The 16,527-nt window shown below is 56.2% G+C and carries 12 protein-coding genes; 11 read left to right on the forward strand and 1 reads right to left on the reverse strand.

Features of this window, described 5'->3' with window-relative positions; translation table 11 throughout:
* Window positions 1-597 precede the first annotated feature (597 nt).
* The 8 genes from HPC62_RS13055 to HPC62_RS13090 all read left to right on the forward strand — a co-directional run bounded on the left by HPC62_RS13055 (window position 598) and on the right by HPC62_RS13090 (window position 11,939).
* The gene (locus HPC62_RS13055) at window positions 598-1,719 is read left to right on the forward strand and encodes a glycosyltransferase (RefSeq protein ID WP_172356333.1); all 1,122 of its coding nucleotides are present in this window, start codon (window positions 598-600) and stop codon (window positions 1,717-1,719) included.
* A gap of 191 nt (window positions 1,720-1,910) precedes the next feature.
* Window positions 1,911-4,157 (forward strand): GumC family protein, encoded by a 2,247-nt coding sequence (locus tag HPC62_RS13060; protein ID WP_172356335.1) that lies wholly within the window; start codon window positions 1,911-1,913, stop codon window positions 4,155-4,157.
* Window positions 4,158-4,230: 73 nt separating this feature from the next.
* Window positions 4,231-6,057, forward strand: coding sequence for a heterocyst formation ABC transporter subunit HepA (hepA, locus tag HPC62_RS13065; RefSeq protein WP_172356336.1), 1,827 nt, complete (start codon window positions 4,231-4,233; stop codon window positions 6,055-6,057).
* A 131-nt stretch (window positions 6,058-6,188) separates the two neighbouring features.
* Window positions 6,189-7,253 carry a glycosyltransferase family 2 protein gene (locus tag HPC62_RS13070; RefSeq protein WP_172356338.1) on the forward strand — a complete coding sequence of 355 codons (1,065 nt, stop codon included), beginning with the start codon at window positions 6,189-6,191 and terminating at the stop codon, window positions 7,251-7,253.
* 77 nt (window positions 7,254-7,330) lie between these two features.
* Complete coding sequence (locus HPC62_RS13075; RefSeq protein ID WP_172356340.1) at window positions 7,331-8,191, forward strand: glycosyltransferase; 861 nt, start codon at window positions 7,331-7,333, stop codon at window positions 8,189-8,191.
* A 20-nt stretch (window positions 8,192-8,211) separates the two neighbouring features.
* On the forward strand, window positions 8,212-9,420 hold the full coding sequence (locus tag HPC62_RS13080; RefSeq protein ID WP_172356342.1) for a glycosyltransferase family 4 protein: 1,209 nt from the start codon (window positions 8,212-8,214) through the stop codon (window positions 9,418-9,420).
* On the forward strand, window positions 9,380-10,372 hold the full coding sequence (locus tag HPC62_RS13085) for a glycosyltransferase family 2 protein (protein ID WP_172356344.1): 993 nt from the start codon (window positions 9,380-9,382) through the stop codon (window positions 10,370-10,372). The genes HPC62_RS13080 and HPC62_RS13085 overlap by 41 nt, the downstream gene beginning before the upstream one ends.
* 148 nt (window positions 10,373-10,520) lie before the next feature.
* Window positions 10,521-11,939, forward strand: a complete 1,419-nt coding sequence (locus tag HPC62_RS13090) for an O-antigen ligase domain-containing protein (RefSeq protein ID WP_172356347.1) — start codon at window positions 10,521-10,523, stop codon at window positions 11,937-11,939.
* A gap of 114 nt (window positions 11,940-12,053) precedes the next feature.
* Here HPC62_RS13090 and HPC62_RS13095 read toward each other — a convergent pair whose 3' ends face one another.
* Window positions 12,054-13,367, reverse strand: a complete 1,314-nt coding sequence (locus tag HPC62_RS13095) for an NF041680 family putative transposase (RefSeq protein ID WP_172356349.1) — start codon at window positions 13,365-13,367, stop codon at window positions 12,054-12,056.
* A gap of 99 nt (window positions 13,368-13,466) precedes the next feature.
* On the opposite strand from HPC62_RS13095, the gene HPC62_RS13100 reads away from it, so the two are divergent.
* The 3 genes from HPC62_RS13100 to HPC62_RS13110 all read left to right on the forward strand — a co-directional run bounded on the left by HPC62_RS13100 (window position 13,467) and on the right by HPC62_RS13110 (window position 16,495).
* Window positions 13,467-14,030 (forward strand): chlorite dismutase family protein, encoded by a 564-nt coding sequence (locus HPC62_RS13100; protein WP_172356351.1) that lies wholly within the window; start codon window positions 13,467-13,469, stop codon window positions 14,028-14,030.
* A 159-nt stretch (window positions 14,031-14,189) separates the two neighbouring features.
* Window positions 14,190-15,332, forward strand: coding sequence for a glutamine-hydrolyzing carbamoyl-phosphate synthase small subunit (gene carA, locus HPC62_RS13105; protein ID WP_172356361.1), 1,143 nt, complete (start codon window positions 14,190-14,192; stop codon window positions 15,330-15,332).
* Between the two features lie 20 nt (window positions 15,333-15,352).
* Window positions 15,353-16,495: an MFS transporter gene (locus tag HPC62_RS13110; protein WP_172356363.1), complete on the forward strand. Its 1,143-nt coding sequence runs from the start codon at window positions 15,353-15,355 to the stop codon at window positions 16,493-16,495.
* The last annotated feature ends 32 nt before the right edge of the window (window positions 16,496-16,527 follow it).

Genomic DNA, 16,527 nt, shown 5'->3' on the forward strand with positions numbered 1-16,527 from the left:
ACAAAACTAGAAAATTGGGGCGATCGCCATTGAGGATGTATCTGATGATCTCAGTAATTATTCGGATATACCCGGTCGTTTCCCGTTAAAAAAACATGAACTTCAGACCGGAAGATAAAAACTAGTGATAAAAGCTGAAAGTGTTTGTCCTCAGGGCTTTGAACCTCCGAAGAGAGTCGTGCCTTCTTGATAACTTCATGAAAAATTCATGATCTTGCCCTTATATATGAAGATTATGTGAACCTTTGTTGGCGACGACATCGTACTTTTGCGAGTTCCGGTTAGTCTACATAACTTCTAGCACCAAATGATATTGATGCTGGAAATAATGCTGGAAAGTGCATCTGTTCTACAGCCTGCTGCGCTGGTTCTATGACGTTGGCCTTAATGGTCTAAATCGGGGTTCCAATAGCGTTCTAAATGGTGATCTAAAGGGTGCTCTAAAACTTTGACGACTTAAAAAATATTGAAATCAGGTCAGGTTGCTGATTGGGGTTGAACAATCCGCGCTTTATCGATGCCTTGACTGTTATGTAAATGCTTCCCGTTTTGCTCATGGCTGGGATATTGAACTAGCTAGATACAGAGTTTCTAACCATGAAAGTTGCGCTGGTACACGACTATCTAACTCAGCGGGGCGGGGCAGAGCGGGTTTTTGAACTGCTATGCCGATATTTTCCAGACGCAGATATTTACACGTCTTTGTATGACCCGGAGCGCACGATCGAACTGGGCGATCGCGAAGTGCGAACCACCCTTTTGCAGGCGATGCCCAATGCCTCGAAGTATTTCAGGCTGCTGGCTCCGTTTTATTACCCAGCATTTCGAGCGCTCGATTTGCGAGATTACGATCTGATCGTGAGCAGCAGCACCAGTTTTGCAAAAGCCGTGCGAAAAGGGGCCCACGCAAAGCACATTTGCTTTTGTCATAACGTTCCTCGATTCCTTTGGGATACGCAAAACTATCTGCGCGAATATCGAGATTTTCAGACGTTTTATCCTGCTATCGATGTGGTGTTTAAGATCCTGAGAAAGGCAGACTTGGCCTATGCTCAGGAACCAGATTTGTACATTGCCAATTCCAACACAGTGGCTCGACGAATTGAGGCGCTTTACAACCGTCCGGCGGTGACGGTGAATTATCCAATTGATGCCAGCCTGTTTCAGTTTTCGGACAAAAAGGATGACTTTTATCTGGCTTCGGCGCGGCTGCTGGGCTACAAGCGGGTGGATGTCATCGTGGAAGCGTTTAGCAGGCTGGGCTGGCCGCTGCTGGTGTCGGGGGAGGGGCCGGATCGCAAGCGCCTGGAAAGCATGAGCGCCAGAAATATCCAGTTCTTGGGCTACGTCAGCGATGAGGAGCGGGCTAGCCTGCTGGCGCGGGCGAAGCTGGTGGTGGTGGCGGCGCTGGAAGACTATGGTCTGGTGCCTGTGGAGGCGAATGCCAGCGGTACGCCCGTGGTGTCCTATGGCGCGGGTGGCGTGCTGGATACGCAGATTCCAGGGCTGACGGGGTTATTCTTTCAAGAGCAGACGGCTGCTTCGCTGGAGACGACGCTGCTAGAGGCGGTGCGGATGCAGTGGGATTATTCCAGGATTCGGGATCACGCGCTGAGTCGATTTACCAAGAAGGTCTTTTTTGACAAGATTGGGGAAATTATCGACGGGGTGTGCGATCGCCGAGCGGTTGCGTTTAGCTCGGTGAGTCTGGCTCGATGAGCCTAGATGAGCCTAGCTGAAGGGGTTTGTTTCAAGGTGTTCTTTTGTTTCAGCGTGTGCTGCAAAAATATTCGTCCAGAGTGTTCATTGAGGGCGTTTGTCTAGATTCAGTGATTAAGCTCAGCCAGAAAGGTCGTCATAAAGGTCACTACCGGAGTTCCAGATTTTGAGTTCATGCGGGATGAAGAATCATGTTTGAGGCGAAACTGAATGGAGCAGCCGACTCGGAACTCGGCTATGGGCAGCTTTTTGCCACGCTGATGCGGCGGCGGCTGTTGCTGCTGGGGGTGCTGCTGAGTACGATGGCGGTTTCAACCTTGCTGTCAGCCCGCAAGGACGCGACCTATCGCAGTTCGATGCAGCTTTTGGTGGAGTCGAACTACGAGCAGAAGGCGAATCTGCGGGGGGCTGTGCCAGAGACCCTGTTCACGGCTCCAGCCGCAGTCGAAATTGACTACGCCACGCAAATTCGCCTGATGCAAAGTCCCATCCTGCTGGGGCGGGCGGTGGAGGCGTTGCGCTCTGAGTATCCTGACTTGGGGCTGGAGGACTTGAAGCGGGGTCTGGCGGTGAGCCGCGTGCTGGAAACCGAGGACAAGATTGAGACGAAAATTCTCCAGGTGGACTATACCAGCGGCGATCCGCTGAAGTCGCAGCGGGTGCTGGAGGTGATGAAAAATGTCTACCTGGCCTATAACTTGGAGCAGCAGAAGCTCCGCCTAAGCAACGGTCTGTCGTTTATTGACGAGCAACTGCCTACAGTGCGGGAGGAGGTGGCGAATGCAGAGCGATCGCTCGAAGATTTCCGCGAAGGGCAGGGCATTATCGACCCAGAGCAGCAGGCTACGGAGTTTGCGAAGGCGCTGAATGCGATCGCCGAACAGCGCCGCGCCATCCAGGCCGAATTCCAGGATAGTCAGATGCGGTTTCGTGACCTCCAGCAGCAGCTTGCCCGCACGCCCCAGGGGGCGATCGTCGCGTCGCGCCTGAGCCAGTCGCAGCGATTTCGCAACTTGCTGACCTCGCTGCAAGAAACTGAACTGGCGCTGGCGGAGCAGTTGGTGACCTATACCGATCGCTCGCCTACAGTCCGCAGCCTAACGCAGCAGCTTGACCGAGAGCGGGCGCTGCTCCAGCAAGAGGCTAGACGCATCCTGGGCGATCGCGCTGAGCTTTCTGAAGACAAACTCTATACCGAAGCTCAGATGGGCGAGGTGGAAATGGGGCTGGCTGGGCAGTTGGTGGCCACGCAGACCAACCTGGTGGGCTTGCAGGCTCGCGATCAAAGTCTGGCCCAGGCCGAAGCCCAGCTTCGTAACGAGCTAAACCAGTTTCCGCAACTGATTGCCGAATACAACCGCCTCCAGCCCGACATCACTACCAAGCGCGAAACTCTCCAGCAGCTTTTGAAAGCGCGTCAAGAGTTGGCCATTGAAATTGGGCGCGGTGGCTATAACTGGCAGGTGGTGGAAGCGCCAGAACAGGGCATCAAAACGGGGCCACGAGTGCTGACCGATCTGCTGCTGGGAACGGTGCTGGGGCTGTTTTTGGGCGCAATGGCGGTGTTCTTGCGCGAGTCGATGGATGATGTCATCCACTCGCCCGAAAAGCTGACAGAAACGGTCGCTCTGCCGCCGCTGGGCATGGTGCCAAGGCTGCCGCGCAGCATTGTCGGTCAGCGCTGGCCGCTGGGGGGTCAGTTGCCGCTGTCTGGGCGATCGCCCGCTGCGTTGCCCATGCTGCAAGCCGCCCAGTGGCCGCTGTTTCGAGAGTCGATGGATCTGGTCTACAAGAGCCTGCGGCGCAGCAGTCCGGTGTCGGCCCTGCGATCGCTCGCTATTACGTCTGCTTTGGCGAATGAAGGCAAAACGCTGGTGTCGATTGGGCTGGCCCTGAGTGCGGCACGACTGCATCAGCGGGTGCTGCTGATTGATGCCAACCTGCGATCGCCCAGCTTGCACCACCAGCTCAACCTGCCCAACCGTCAGGGACTCTCCACCCTGCTCAGCGGAGAAGATCGGCAGCCCCTACTGCACAGCATCGGCGCAAATACTGATGTGCTGACGGCGGGGCCGCTGTCCAGCGATCCGGTGCGCCTGCTCAGTTCCGACGAACTGCGGGACTGGATTAGAGCGTTTGAAAAAGACTATGACCTAGTGATTCTGGATTCCTGCGCTGTGCTGGGCGTGGTGGATGCGATTCAAACCGCCTCGCTTTGCGAAGGCGTTGCCGTCGTCGCTCGTCTCGACAGCGTCTCCCAGTCTAGCCTGATTCAGGCAGCCACGGCGCTCAATGGCTTGAATGTGATTGGAATGATTGCCAACGATGTAAAGGGCGCTCAGGTGGCCTACGGTCGCCCGTCGGGACTGGGGGCCCTGTTTGCCGAGTCCGTTTCTAACCGCGAAACTGCCGAATCCGCAGGACGAGATGCCGCCTAGCAAAGGAGGTTAAGGAGCTTTATAAAGACTGCGTAGAGATCCGGGATAACTAAGCTGTTTTGTTGCTACGCCCATGTTTTTCAAACTGCTTCAACTGGTTCGCAAGCCCCTAAGAGCAACTCGGTTTTGGCAAGAAAACCACTTGATCTTGAGGGAGTTCAAAAGCTTTCGCTGGCTGGCGATCGCCGCAGTTTGCTTTGCCCTTTTGGCATCTATTACAGAAGGGTTTGGGCTGGGGTTTTTGCTGGCGTTTCTGCAAAGTCTTACCTCACCGGATGCACCGCCTGTCCAGACTGGAATTGAATGGTTTGATGTTTGGGTATTAGGGGTTAACGCCCCAGTTACCCAGCGGATCTATCGCGTGTCTGGACTGATTGTGGCGGCGACCTGCATCCGGGCCGTGTTTAATTATCTGGCGCAATATTACACGCTGACGAGTGAAGTCACCCTCATCGATCGACTCCGCAAGCGCGTGTTTGAGCAGCTTCAATCGCAGCGTCTCAGCTATTTTTCTCAGACTCGATCGGGGGAACTGGTCGATGTGTTAACCAGCGAAATGGAGCGGATCAGAAATGCTTTTGGGGCAATGTCATTTCTGATGACCCGTGCCTTTACGCTGCTGGTGTACGCGATCGCCATTCTCTTACTATCCTGGCAGCTTTCACTCATTTCGATTCTCCTCTTTGGTGGACTGGCCTTCGGATTTTCTAAGCTGAACAAACGGGTACGGCGGCGAAGTACCAGAACCTCTCAAGCCAGCGGACGACTGACTTCCATCGCCATCGAATTCATCAACGGAATCCGCACTGTACAGGCCTTTTCTGCACAAGATTTTGAACGGCGGCGGTTTTATCAGGCCAGCACAGGACTGGTTCAAGAATGGAAAACGGTCTATCGCCTGTCCTGCCTGGTGCGTCCGCTGGCAGAGGCTTCGGCGACCTTTGTGCTGGTGGGCATGATTATCCTCGCGCTCACCAATCGCATCATGCCCGTTGCGTCCTTGCTGACGTTCTTATTTATTCTGTTTCGCATGGTTCCCTACAGCCAGGACTTGCTGGGTGTGTTTTCTCACCTCAGCACCATGATGGGGTCTGTAGAAAATATCAAGCGGCTCTTGAGCGATGAAGGCAAGCAATTTTTTGAAGACGGTACGCGCAGTTTTCCTGGATTGTTTCATGGGATTGAGTTTGTAGCTGTTGATTTCGGCTATGACCCCGATCATCTGGTGTTAAAAGATATTAATCTTTGCATCGAAAAAGGCAAAACCACGGCCCTGGTTGGGGCATCGGGTTCTGGCAAATCTACGCTGGCAGATTTGATTTCTCGCTTCTATGACCCAACCGCTGGGCGGGTGCTTTTAGATGGGATTGATTTACGAGAGTTCGAGATCGATTCCGTTCGCCATCGGTTGGCGATTGTGAGTCAGGATACGTTCATTTTTAATGCGTCTGTTCGCAGCAATATTGCCTACGGCTCTGAACAGGCCACCGATAGCGAAGTGTATGAAGCCGCACGGTTGGCAAACGCGCTGGAGTTTATTCTAGAAATGCCGGAGGGGTTTGAAACAACGCTGGGCGATCGCGGCATTCGGCTATCGGGTGGGCAGCGCCAGCGAATTGCGATCGCCCGTGCGTTGTTACGAAATCCAGAAATCCTGATTTTGGACGAGGCTACCAGCGCTCTGGATTCGGTGTCTGAAAGACTGATTCAGGAAGCGCTCGAAAAACTCTCGGTAGGGCGAACCGTGCTGGCGATCGCCCATCGACTCTCTACAATTTCAGGAGCCGACAAAATTGTGGTGCTAGAGCAGGGAAGAATTGTCGAGCAAGGCGGCTACCGAGAATTAATTGATCGGCGCGATCGCTTCTGGAAATACTACCAAATTCAGCAGGCATCCTAAGGTTGAGACGGGTTCAGGTCACGGCTTTGAAAAGAATTTTGAAAAGGGCTTTGAAACCGCTGTTAATAAAATTCAGGGGCATGGACAAGCAGAGACAAGGAACTTAAAGAAACCGATTAAAGCGTAAGCCGATGAATCATCAAACTGCACTCGTGAGCGTTATTATTCCGACCTATAATCGTCCGACTTTTCTGCGGGCGGCGCTTCAAAGTGCAGTTCGGCAAACCTATCAAAATATTGAAATTATTGTTTCCGATAATTGCAGCCCCAAAGATCCGAAGGCGATCATTGAATCCTTTGATGATTCCCGAATTCGTTTTTGGCGAAATGAGAAGAACTTGGGACTTTTTGCCAACGCGATAAATGCTGTCAAAATGGCGCGGGGCAAGTATCTAGCCTTCTTGCATGATGATGACCTCTGGAGCGATCGCTTTTTAGAGAGGCTGGTTCCGCTATTGGAACAATACCCCGAAGCAACGATTGCTTTCTGCGATCAGTTCATCATCGACGAGACGGGAAAAATCAGCGCCTTTGCCACGCGCAGGATGACGCGAGCCTATCGGCGCGATCGCCTCCAGAGCGGACTCTACCAACCCTTTGTCGAGGTTGGTCTGGTTCACAAATCTGTCCCCAGCGTTGCGGGCGCTGTGATTCGGAGAGTGTCAATCGACTGGGCGAATATTCCATCGGAAGTGGATAGGATGCACGACCTCTACATTACCTATCTGTGCTGCAAAGATGGGCAGGCTGCATATTACCTTGCCGACAAGCTGGTTTACCATCGAGAACATCCAAACACGGATACCTTTTTGAGCGGCCGACGAGATGGGCTAGCCAAAATTTCTAAAGCTAAAGTAGAAATCTTTTGCTATCAGCGCTTTCTTCAAGACAGCAACCTGCGTCCATTTAGACCTCATTTCAAGAAGATTTTGCTGCACGCCCAAACAACCTTGGGCATTGGGCTGCTGTTGGCGAATCGTCCGTCTGAAGCCCGAGTTCATCTATTTCAGTCGCTCAGGGGTCGGCTGTTTAATATGAGAACCTTGGTTGCGCTGATGCTGAGCTTGCTGTGTTCGCTGGTGCTGATGGAGCGATCGCACGAAGACGATTCAGATCACTTTTTGAGTCTCAATCGAGTCGAGTCGATCCGCATCTCTCAGAGCATTCAAGACGCGTTTAAGAACACCGCTCGTTAGCGCCTTGTGAGTCCAACTTTTTTGCCCATTCTGACTAATTCACTTTTAGCATCTACCCCATTCGCGAATTCCAGCCCATGAAAGTTAGCGTGATCATTCCCTGCCTAAACAATGCGTCTACTCTTGCCACCCAACTGGCGGCTTTGGCAGCCCAACAGTACGCAGAGCCGTGGGAAGTCATCGTGGCAGATAATGGGTCTACAGACGACACTGTGGCTATTGCAGAGCAGTTTGGCGATCGCCTCCCCAATCTGCGTGTGGTAGATGCCTCTAGGGTTGGTGGCAGCGCCCATGCCCGCAACGTGGCGGCGGCAGCAGCACGGGGCGAGTTTCTGCTGTTTTGTGATGGAGATGATGAGGTGGGCGCAGGCTGGGTTGCTGCGATGGCTGCTGCCCTGGAGAAAGCCGATCTGGTCGGCGGGTATATGGAATATTGGCGGCTCAACGAACCCTGGCTAGTACGGGCTTATAGCTACGAAAATGGATTGAAGCTGTTTGAGTCGGGATACCTAAAATTTGCCAGCGGGTGTAATTTAGGAATTCGTCATGCTGTTCATGATGCGGTTCATGGATTTGATGAAACGCTGTTGCGGCTTCAGGATGTGGACTATTCCTGGCGCGTGCAGCAGGCTGGATTCAAACTGAGCTATGCACCTGATGCGATCGTTCACTTTCGGCTGCGCGGCAGCATTCGGAGCGTCTGTCGCCGAGCCTTCAAGTTTGGATATACAGAACCATTCCTTTATCAGAAGCATCGAAACAAGGGAATGCCGCAAATCTTGAGTTGGAAGTCGATCGTCAAAACGGTGGCGCTGTTTCCGGTTCGCCTGATTGCCTCGCTGCGCGATCGCGCTTCGTTGTGCAAGGTGCTGATGGAAGGCTGCTGGCGCGGCGGCGAACTCTATGGCTGCATCAAACACCGATATTTGCCGCTTTAGCATAGCTGGAGGCAGCGCGAGTGAAACTTTGCATTGTGACGCATCGGGTGGTTCCAGGAGACGGGCAGGGGCGCGTCAACTACGCCATTGTGCAGCACGCGCTGGCAGTAGGGCATTCGGTAACGCTGCTGGCCAGCGAGGTTGCGCCAGACTTGGTGCCGCATCCGGGGGTGACTTGGGTGGCAATTCCGTCCGAGGGGCTGCCGACCGAGTTGCTAAGAAACTTGGTGTTTTCCTGGCACAGTCGGCGCTGGCTGACAAAGCACGCGGTCGAGTTCGATGTGATTAAGCTCAACGGCGCGATTACCGATTTTCCGGCAGGGGTCAACGCGGTGCATTTTGTCCACCATGACTGGCTGCGATTCGCGAAGCAATCCCTGCGGGAATCGTCCGCCAATCACCCTCCTGGACTGCGGGGTCTGTATCAGCGGCTCTACACCCTCCTGAATGCCCATTGGGAAAAACAGGCATTTCAACAGGCGACGGTTTTGGTGGCGGTTTCTCAGCAGGTCAAGCAGGGGCTGCTGAGGCTAGGAGTGCCTGCGTCGAAGATTCGAGTCGTGCTAAACGGAGTGGATGCCACAGAGTTTGTGCCGGGTTCTGTGGAGCGCGATCGCTGGGGACTGCCGGGGAACGTGCCGATGGGCCTATTTGCAGGAGATATCAAAACGCCGCGCAAAAACCTAGACACTGTGCTTCGCGCCCTAGCTCAGGTGGCTGGGCTGCATCTGGCAGTGGCGGGCGATCTGCAGGGCAGCCCCTATCCCCGCTTGGCACAGGATTTGGGGGTGGGCGATCGCGTTCATTTTTTGGGTTATCGCCGCGACCTCAAGGATCTGATGCAAGCCGCCGACCTGTTCATTTTTCCATCCCGATACGAAGCCTGTTCGCTCGTGCTGCTAGAAGCCATGGCCACCGGACTGCCAGTGGTGACTGCGGCAACCACGGGCGGCGCAGAAATCGTCACCCCCGACTGCGGCGTGGTGCTGCCCGACCCCAACGACGTGGAGCATCTGGCCCAAACGCTGAACGCGCTGATTGCCGACTCCACGCGGCGATCGCAACTGGGCCAGGCGGCCCGTCGCCGCGCCGAAGCCCACACCTGGAGCGCAATGGCGCAGCAATATTTGGACTTGTTTGACGCGCTGTGCTGCCCTGCCGCTGCTGATCATCCCCAAACTGCCAACCATGAAACTTACCGTCATCATTCCCACCTACTGCCGCGCTGACGACCTGCGGCGCTGTCTGGCGGCCCTGGCTGAGCAAGTGCGATCGCCCGATGAGGTGATCGTGGTGGTGCGCGAGACGGATTGCGACACCTGGAGTTTTCTAGCGTCTGAGAAGAGTTTCCCCTTGCGAAACTTGCAGCCCAATTTGCGAACGCTGAGCGTGGCTCTGCCGGGAGTAGTAGCGGCGATGAATCGGGGCTTGGACGCTGCCCAGGGCGATGTGGTTTGCTTTACAGACGACGACGCTGCGCCCCACCCGGACTGGCTACAGCGCATCGAGCAGCATTTCCTGGCCGATCCCCACTTGGGCGGACTGGGCGGGCGCGATCGCATCCAGCACTTGCCCGAATCTCTGACCGGCCGGCCCTGCACCGTGGGCAAGCTGCAATGGTTTGGTCGGCCCATCGGCAACCATCACCTGTGCATGGGCGCGGCGCGAGAGGTCGATATTCTCAAAGGCGTGAACATGAGCTTCCGACGAACGGCGATCGCCCACCGACGATTCGACACCCGGATGCGCGGCTCTGGGGCCCAGGTTCACTTTGAACTGGCCTTTAGTCTGGCGCTGCGGCGCGACGGCTGGCGACTGGTCTACGATCCCGCAGTCCTGGTCAATCACTACCCCGCCCCCCGGCATGACGAAGACCAGCGCCACCAGTTCAGCGCGATCGCCCGCCAAAACGCCGTCCACAACGAAACCCTGGCGCTGCTGGAACACTTGCCACCTGTGCAAAGAGGGATATTCTTGCTCTACGCCGTGCTACTGGGGCATCGGGATGCCTTTGGGCTGGCCCAGTTGGTGCGCTATTTTCCGCAACAGCGCGATTTAGCCATGCGTCAGTGGGCGGCGGCCATGCAGGGGCGCTGGCAGGGCGTTCAGACCTGGTGGAAAAGCCGAAAGCGGGGTCTGGGAACGGGGGTTGGGGGGCAGGAGTTGGAGATGGGAGGGTAGAGAAGGATTTTGGATTGGGGATTGTGGATTTTGGATTGGGGGTTGGGTGGTTGGATGGGTTGACTGAGTATGTCTTCTGTGTGTGAGGGTGCGTGAGCCGCCTGCCGTTTTGCCTGCGTTTTGCCAACGTTTTGCCTGCGTTTTGCCTATGGAAGTCATTTCGAGTCCGCAGCCGAGTGCCAGTCAGTCCTTACCCGGATGGATTGCGATCGCCGGGGTGTTTGGCATTGCCACGCTGGGGGCCCTGGTAGGGGCAGGGAGCCTGGTGCGGCTGTTTTTTCCGGCCTCGGCGCTGCTGGTGGCGGTGTTGCTCTACTTCCGCTATCCGCTGCTCTACGTTGGGTTTGCCTGGTGGGTCTGGTTTCTCACACCGCTGCTGCGGCGCGTCAGCGACTACAACAGCTTTTGGGATGAAAAGGGCGTGATTCTGCTTGCGCCCTATCTGGTCACGTTTGTCAGCGTGCTAACGCTGGTGCGCTATCTGCCCCGCACGTCGAAAATTGGCGGACTGCCCTTTGTGCTGGCAATGGCGAGTGTAGTCTATGCCTTTTTGATCGGACTCATTCTCGATAATCCGCCGCTTGCCGTGGTTCGCTCTTTCCTAGACTGGATTTGCCCAATTCTGTTTGGCTTTCATCTGTTTGCAAACTGGCGCGACTATCCCAGCTACCGCAGCAATTTCCAGCGTGTATTTCTCTGGTGTGTCTTGCTCACAGGGCTGTACGGCATCTACCAATTCATGGTTGCGCCGCCGTGGGACGGTTTTTGGCTAATTCGCACCAAGCTGGTCAGCTTTGGCAAGCCCGAACCGTTTGAAATCCGCGTCTGGAGCACCATGCACTCGCCCGGTCCGTTTGCGGTGGTGATGATGGCAGGGCTGCTGCTGCTGTTTTCGGAGCGCAGCGTATTGGGTATTCCAGCAGCCGTCAGCGGCTACCTGTCTATTCTGCTCAGCATGGTGCGCTCGGCCTGGGGCGGCTGGGTGGCGGGGCTGCTGGCGGCCTTTGCCTCTACCACGCCCAAGTATCAAATGCGGCTGGTGGTCACGATTTTGGTGCTGGTGCTGTGCGTCACGCCGCTGACGGCAATGGAGCCGTTTGATGAGGTGATTAGCGAACGGGTCGAGTCGATTTCTAACCTCGCCCGCGACCAGAGTTTTCGCGATCGCTCTCGCAACCACGACCGCGACTTCAACGTGGCCATTACGCGGGGACTGGGGCGCGGCATGGGCAGTACGTGGATTGTGAATGAGCGCAACGGCAAGCTGGAAATGATTGTGCTGGACAGCGCCATTCTCGACATTTTCTTCACGCTGGGCTGGGCGGGTGCGCTGCCCTACTTGGGGGGAGTGATCTTCCTGCTCGTCAGCCTGTTCAAAGATTCTGCTGCCCGTTCCGACCCGTTTGCCAGCACTGCACGGGGCATTTCGCTGGCAGTGTTTTTTCAGTTTATTTTTAGCAGCGTCATGCTGGGCCTGTCGGGCATGATTCTGTGGGGCTTTATGGGCATCGCCCTGGCCGCCAGCCGCTATCATCGCCATCGCAAAAATCTGCTGAAGGTGTTGTAAGCTTTAGTTTGGACTAACTGGCATCACAATAATGCTCAACAGGATGCCATAAAGAATCTGCTCAACCGTTCATAACAGTTGAACTTAAGGAATTGGATACAATCCTGCTCGCAGTTAAGCTGCTGTTGCAACCGGACTGTTCAGGGATTGTTCGGATGTCTTGCGTTTCGAGGCTCGTTTTTTGACCATCGGATAGCAGGGACGAGGAGTTGGCTTGTGCCCCTTGCCTCGTCCTGGCGATTTACCACGAGGTTTAGGCGCAGGAGCAGGGGTGCCAATCGCTGCCAAAATGCCTGCAAACGCTTGTGCGACCCGACCCGGAGTCAACGTTTCTTGCGGTGCCTGCCAGGGCAAGGGGTGGTCAGTACAGTCCTTTCGCGCTAACCACAACTGCCAACTGAGCAACGGCATCAGGCTGCTCCACTGTTCGGTTGCCGATACAGAACTGAACTGGGGATGTGTCCAATATAGCCTCTGCTTGGCAAAGCGATACCAGTGTTCAATGGCAAAGCGACAGAGGTAGTGCAACCACAGGGTTTCTAACGGAGGCATCTGCTCACCCAGCCAAACTAACCACAAAGGAGCCAAGCGTCGCGTGCTGCTCTGTGTCTCCAGCACCTCCACGCGCAACACTTCCATTGCCCGTTTGGGGGATTTGCGGAAATGGTATGCACTCCAACGACTGACCCGCACTCGTCCCCAGTTGGGATCATCGACTTCAACGGTTTCGACCGGGACACTCCAAGTGTCAGGGTCATTGAGTTTCATCTTATGTCCATGCTTGGCAGGTGCGCCTCGCCCTCGATACGCTGGGGGCGCGCCATAGACACATCGATTGGATGTAACCCGCAGCAGCAAGTCTGCCTCAATCCCTGCCGTTTGGTTGACAAAACTGGCATTGCCGTACCCTCGGTCGTAGATCGCCAACGGACGCACCGCTAACTGCCGAGTCACTTGTTTGAGTTGGAATGCCGCTTTACTGGCGGGTGTTTCAAAGCTGGTGATGCGCTCATGCCGCAATGGTAATGCCCAACTGCCCCTGTCTTCAGCAATCCAGGCTAAGGTACTGTAGTTTTGTCCGGCTATCGGGGCATGTCCTGTTCTGCCTGATAAGGTGCGGTCTTTCAAACGCCTGGCAGCAGGACGGTTCCACCGACTCGCATCACCTGCCAACAACGGTTGCTGCTGAGTCGGTATCTGCTGCACCAACAGCTTCAGCACCTTTGATCGGGGTAGGCGGCTATCGCGCAACGCTTCATAGGTGCTCGACCACTGGCGACGAAAGACAGGACTCTGCGATAGCCTCACAAACGACACGATGCACGCACTCACTAACACGGCATCCATCAGATCAAACAGGGCATCTCTGGCGTTTCCCAAGCTGGCATACAACGTTTGGCGAAATTGCTGAAGTTCGTTGAAAATCATGGGGTCAATGTTGGTTGTACTTCATTGACCTTACGGCAGTCGGTGCTTCTCATTGACTGCCTTCCTCTTCACCATTAGTCCAAACTAAAGGGAAACTCTATGGGCAATCAATACTCGTTTGTTGGCGGAACGCGAGGACTGTGGCGGGTGCAAGAGGTTCGACCAGTCGCAGGGGCTGGCCTAGCCCCAGTGAAGCGGCTTGATATTGTAAACGGGGCGATCGCCCCACCGCCACCCGACAGCGCCTGGGTGCTTCGCAGCTTTGCCAGCAATGTCCGCTATGCCAAGCGGGATGAACTAGATACGCTCCGTGCAGTGCAGCCCGACCTCAACCGGGCAGAAGCCGTCTCCGCTGTGCTGATCCCCATTAAAAAATCGGCTCAGTGGTGGGACATGGCGCAAGACGAGCGCCGTGCCATTTTTGAGGAACAGTCTCACCATACGGCCGTCGGGCTGGAGTATCTGCCGGGGGTGGCCCGTCGCCTGCTCCACTGCCGCGACCTAGGGGAACCGTTCGACTTCCTCACCTGGTTTGAGTTTGCACCAGAACACACTGCCGCGTTTGATCAACTGCTGGTGCGGATGCGGGCTAGCAAGGAATGGGACTATGTGGAGCGGGAAGTGGAAGTGCGCCTAGAGCGCGACGACGCAGCGCAAACCTGAACACTCGCCCTGCCGACGCAGCCTCACGCCCACAAAAGCCTAATGCAGACCAGCAAGCCGGCCAGCAAGCAAATCCAACAAGTTTGGCAACGACCATTACAAACCGATGATCCCGGTGTATGATTTGCTGGAATTTTGGTCTTGTTTGGGAGAAGGGATATGGGTTTGGTAACGGCTCCCCCGGCGCTGCTGGTGTTGGCGGATGGCACGGTGTTTCGCGGGTTTTCCTTTGGCGCGGCGGGCACCAGCATCGGCGAGGTGGTGTTCAACACGGGTATGACGGGATATCAAGAAGTCCTGACTGATCCCAGCTATCGCGGGCAGATTGTCACCTTTACCTATCCCGAACTAGGCAATACGGGGGTGAACCCGGAGGATGAGGAATCGGCGGGGCCTCAGGTGAAGGGGGCGATCGCCCGCAATATCTGCCCCCGTCCGAGCAACTGGCGCTCCACCCAATCCCTCCCAGACTACCTCAAGCAGCACCACATTCCGGGCATCTACGGCATCGACACCCGTGCCCTCACCCGCAAGCTGCGCTCCGTCGGCGCGATGAATGGCGGCCTCTCCACCGAAATTCTCGACCCGGCGGAATTGCTGATGCAGGTGCAGGAAGCCCCCAGCATGGCCGGGCTAAACCTGGTCAAGGACGTGACCACGCGGGAAATTTACGAATGGAGCGAGCCGACCCCGCCAGAGTGGGAATTTAGCGAAGGCGTAGCAAAATCGCCAGAGCCGCTGACCGTGGTCGCAATTGACTTTGGCGTAAAGCGCAATATTCTACGGCGGCTGGCCAGCTACGGCTGCCGGGTGATTGTTGTGCCTGCCGACACGCCGCCCGAAACCATCCTGAGCTACAACCCGGACGGCATTTTCCTGTCTAACGGGCCGGGCGACCCCGCCGCCAACACCGACGGCATTGAAACCACCAAAGCCTTGCTCAAGGCCCAAAAGCCTGTCTTTGGCATCTGCATGGGCCACCAGATTCTCGGTCTGTCGATGGGCGGCGAGTCCTTCAAGCTCAAGTTTGGCCATCGCGGGCTAAACCAGCCAGCGGGCTTGCGGCAAAAGGTGGAAATTACCAGCCAGAATCACGGCTTTGCCATCGCCCAGGAGTCGCTCCCCGATGCCGAGGTAGAAATTACCCACCTGAACCTGAACGATCGCACGGTGGCTGGCCTGCGCCATAAGACGCTGCCGATGTTCTCGGTGCAATATCACCCCGAAGCCAGCCCCGGCCCCCACGATGCCGATTATCTGTTTGAGCAGTTTGTTCGCCAGATGCGCGAGAGCAAGGCATAGACCTCGTTTCAGGATCTCTCATGGCGCAACTGTCTTCTCAGCCATCTCCGCGCTGGATTGGGGTGGCGCTCGCCTTCTATGCCTTCATTGCCATTGGCATTGCCGAGGGCGGGCTGGGGGTGCTGCTGCCGTCGATTTTGCAGGAATATAGCCTAACAACCGCCAGCGTCACGCTGCTATTCGTCAGCCAGATTACAGGCTACATTTTTGCAGCGTTTACCAGCAGCCTGATCAGCAGCAGACTGGGGCTGGCGCGGATGCTGCTGATGGCGGCGGGCACGCTGACGCTGGCGCTGGCGATTTATGCGACCTCGCCCGTGTGGGGACTGATGGTGGCAGCCGGGACGCTGCTGGGGCTGGGCATTGGGCTGATCGACGCGGGCGTAAACACCTACATCGTGCAGGACGAACGCGGCGCATCGCTGATCGGCACGCTGCATGGGTTTTACGGCGTGGGGGCGCTGTCGGGCCCGGCGATCGCCACGACGCTGCTAGCGATGGGGATGACCTGGCGACAGGTGTATGTCGTGCTGACGGGGGTGGTGGGGCTGCTGATTGTGGCGCTGCTGGCGGTGTTGGTGATTCGCTATCCGCCGATGCATCTTCGAGGTGTGGCCACCTCCGAAGGAGCGAGTGCGGCGCAAAATCTGGGGCGATCGCTGCGGCATCCGGCGGTTCTGCTGACGGGGCTACTGCTGCTGGTCTACGTGGGCACGGAAGCGGCGATCGGCAATTGGGCCTACACCGTGCAATCCGTCGGGCGCAGCATGTCCCCCATGGCCGCGGGCTACGGTGTGGCGGCCTACTGGCTGGGGCTAACGGTGGGGCGGTTTGGTTTGGACTATTGTTTGCGACGGGTGGGGGCCGTGCGGATGATCAGCCTGTCGCTGACGCTGTTGCTGATTGGGCTATTCGCCTGGTGGCAATTGCCCGATCAGTGGCTCAGCCTGCCGATGATTGGGTTGGCGCTGGCGGCGATTTTTCCAGCGACGATCTGGCTGGTTCCCCGGCGGTTGCCTGCGGAACTCGTCCCCGGCGGCATTAGTTTTGCCACCAGTGCGGCCAGCTTTGGCGCGGCGATTATTCCCACTTTAGTTTGGACTAACTGGCATCACAATAATGCTCAACAGGATGCCATAAAGAATCTGCTCAACCGTTCATAACAGTTGAACTTAAGGAATTGGATACAATCCTG

Origin of the sequence: Thermoleptolyngbya sichuanensis A183, from assembly GCF_013177315.1 — a bacterium.
Classification (GTDB): Bacteria; Cyanobacteriota; Cyanobacteriia; order Elainellales; family Elainellaceae; genus Thermoleptolyngbya; species Thermoleptolyngbya sichuanensis.